The organism is Bacillus sp. GMs2/2 (genome assembly GCF_050172095.1).
Lineage (GTDB): Bacteria > Bacillota > Bacilli > Bacillales > Bacillaceae_G > Bacillus_A > Bacillus_A cereus.
Window position 1 is genome coordinate 1 of sequence record NZ_JBNLYE010000436.1, and the last position, 2,991, is coordinate 2,991.

Consider the following 2,991-nt stretch of genomic DNA (forward strand, 5'->3'; position numbering starts at 1 on the left):
TTTTTGATAAACAAGAAATGTATTCACTTTTTTCTTTTCGAATTTATTTTCTAGTTGCTTGAAATCCAAAAACTTTACCTCCATTTAAATAGTTAATCCATTTATTATATCTTGTTCCTTCATTTTAAACATAATTGTGCTCAAATAAAAATAAACCTGTCAGCCATAATGAACTGACAGGTTTATTTTTATAATTTCGTACGAACATTCCAAAGCTCTGGGAAGAATTGTTGATCAAGTACTCGCTTTAAATAAGAAACACCGGAGGATCCACCTGTACCCATTTTATGTCCAATAATTCTTTCTACTGTTTTCATATGACGGAAACGCCATTGTTGTAGCCAGTCTTCAATATCAATCAATTTTTCAGCAAGCTGATATAAATTCCAATATTTTTTCACATCCGCATACACTTCTAACCATGCTGCTTCTACTGTTGCATCTTCTTCATAAGGCTGCGTAATATCACGGTTTAACACATCTTTATGAATAGGGAATCCTTCTTTTACTAATGCTTGAATCGCGACATCATATAGACTTGGTGCATGTAGCGCTTTATGAAGTCGTGCATGTAATTCTGGATCCTTTTCATAAATTTTTAATGCATGTGGCGTTTTATAGCCAAGTGCATACTCAATCATACGATATTGATACGATTGAAAACCTGAAGCTTGACCGAGTGAATCACGAAACTCAATATATTCTGATGGTGTTAATGTCGCAAGAATATCCCAAGATTGAATAATTTGAGACTGAATTTTTGATACACGTGCTAACATTTTAAAAGCTGGTTGTAATTTATCTTGTTTAATAGATTCAATCGCCGCATTTAGCTCATGTAAAATGAGCTTCATCCAAAGCTCACTTGCTTGGTGAATAACGATAAATAACATTTCATCATGATGGTCTGATAATCTTTTTTGAGAAGATAATAAACTATTTAATTGTAAATACTCCCCATACGTCATATTCTCTTTAAAATCCGTATGAATCCCTTTTTCCATAATCACTTTTTCATTTTCTTTCATATTAGCCAAACGCCCCTTTTATATGATTCTACTTATATTGGTCTAATAACGGCTCGAACTGGACTTCCATCCGCATCAGTTAATGCAAGTGGTAATGCAATCAATTCATAATCACCGTCTGCTACATGATCTAGTACGACATTTTCTAAAATATGAATTCCATGTTTAAATAATTGATGATGCGCTGCTAATTCTTTATCATCTAATGGATCAACTGATGGTACATCTACTCCAATTAAACGTATTCCTTTTTCTGAAAGAAACGGCGCTATATCAGCACGTAAATGAGGGATCACAACTGGAAATTCTTCAGCTTTCCCATGTGAAGATGTACGTAATAATAATCGTTCTACACCTTCTAAGTGAAAACTTTCTAGTTCTTTTTTTCCGATGCTTTCAAGATTAGAAACGTCAATAATCCGTGCTGGGCCAACATAAACTTGAACATCTAAATCTAATACTTTCTTTCCATCATTATCAAAATGAAATGGTGCATCAATATGAGTACCTGTATGAATACTCATCGTTAACTTTCCTACATTTACCGAGCCACTTTCTTCTTTTGACCATGAAACTTCATATGAGAACGGTGTGTCTCCTGGCCACGTTGCAATATCATTATTTAGCGGTTGTGAAATATCAATCCACTCTGATGTTTTCATGCTTATGCCACAACCTCTCGCTTATTTTCAAACTGTTTATACTCTTCTTCTTTCATAATTTTCTTTAATATTTGTACAGATTTCCACACTTCTTCATATGTGTTATATAAAGCGACCGGCGCCAGTCTTACTCCATTAGGTGCTCGGAAATCAGGGATTACTCCATTTGCTTTTAGCGCTTTACATATACGTGCTGCTTCTGCATGCTCTAAATATATGTGCCCCCCACGTTTTTCATCCTCTAATGGATTTCCAATTGTAAATCCGAAATCTTTTAATTCGTGATCAATTAAATTCATCATATATCTTGTAATGTGTAAAGATTTTTCGCGTAAACGTTCAATACCAGCATCTTTGAAAATTTCAAGTGAACCAATTAACGGTGCTGTACTTAATACGTGAGGTGTACCAATTTGATAAGCACCCGCATGATCAGCAGCTGTTAATGTATGCTCCATATCAAACTGCTTATCTTTTCTAGAACTAAACCATCCAGACAACCCTGGCAGTCTATTAAAATGTTTACTATTTACATAAATTCCTGCAACGCCACCAGGTCCTGCATTTAAATATTTATAATTACACCAAATGGCGAAATCAACATCCCATTCTTTGAAAAAATGTGGAATAGAACCGATTGAATGACATAAATCGAATCCGATATGAATGCCGCGTTTATGAGCTTCCGTTGTTAAACGTTTCATATCAAGAATTTGACCACTTCTATATAAAACAGAAGGTAATAAAATTAAAGCGATATCATCTTCCATCGCATGAATAATATCTTCTTCAGAAAGTGTTCTACCATCTCGGCTTTTCACTCTTACTAAATGCTCATCTGGATCTAATCCTTTTAAACGAATTTGACTTTGAAGTGCATATATATCTGACGGGAATGTTAATTCATCCGCAAGAATTTTTGTACGTATTCCTTTCGGCTCATAAAATGTGGCAATCACTTGGTGTATATTTGTCGTCGTGGAACCGGTTACAATAGTTTCTTCTGGTAAAGCTCCAATAAGAGGTGCAGTCAACTCACCTAATTTCTCCGAGAGAAAAAACCAAGGATGCTCACCCTCTGTCCAGCCGTCAATGCCATACTCTTTCCATGAATCTAGCAAAGTAAGTAACGATTTCTCTGCTCTTTTTGAAAGTAGTCCTAATGAGTTTCCATCTAAATATATCGTTCCTTCTTTTTTATAGAATTCAGTTTGAAAATCTTTCAGTTCATCATGTTTATCACATTCAAGCGCATATTCATAATTCGGTTGAAATGGTTCTTTATACATGGTGTCACCTTC

At 34.8% G+C, this 2,991-nt stretch carries 3 protein-coding genes; all 3 read right to left on the minus strand.

What is annotated here, in order from left to right:
* Positions 1-188: 188 nt before the first annotated feature.
* Genes kynA through kynU form a run of 3 tightly spaced genes read right to left on the minus strand, consistent with a single transcriptional unit; the run spans position 189 to position 2,979 of the window.
* Complete coding sequence (gene kynA, locus ACQGS6_RS25635) at positions 189-1,028, minus strand: tryptophan 2,3-dioxygenase (RefSeq protein WP_326318428.1); 840 nt, start codon at positions 1,026-1,028, stop codon at positions 189-191.
* A 32-nt stretch (positions 1,029-1,060) separates the two neighbouring features.
* The gene (gene kynB, locus ACQGS6_RS25640; protein WP_000858062.1) at positions 1,061-1,690 is read right to left on the minus strand and encodes an arylformamidase; all 630 of its coding nucleotides are present in this window, start codon (positions 1,688-1,690) and stop codon (positions 1,061-1,063) included.
* 2 nt (positions 1,691-1,692) lie between these two features.
* A complete protein-coding gene (gene kynU / locus ACQGS6_RS25645; RefSeq protein ID WP_000276258.1) occupies positions 1,693-2,979 on the minus strand; it encodes a kynureninase in 1,287 nt (428 codons plus the stop codon).
* Positions 2,980-2,991 lie beyond the last annotated feature (12 nt).

Coding starts and splice junctions, on each gene's coding strand:
- kynB (WP_000858062.1), bottom strand. CDS start 1,690: ATGAAAACATCAGAGTGGATTGATATTTCACAACCGCTAAATAATGAT.
- kynA (WP_326318428.1), bottom strand. CDS start 1,028: ATGAAAGAAAATGAAAAAGTGATTATGGAAAAAGGGATTCATACGGAT.
- kynU (WP_000276258.1), bottom strand. CDS start 2,979: ATGTATAAAGAACCATTTCAACCGAATTATGAATATGCGCTTGAATGT.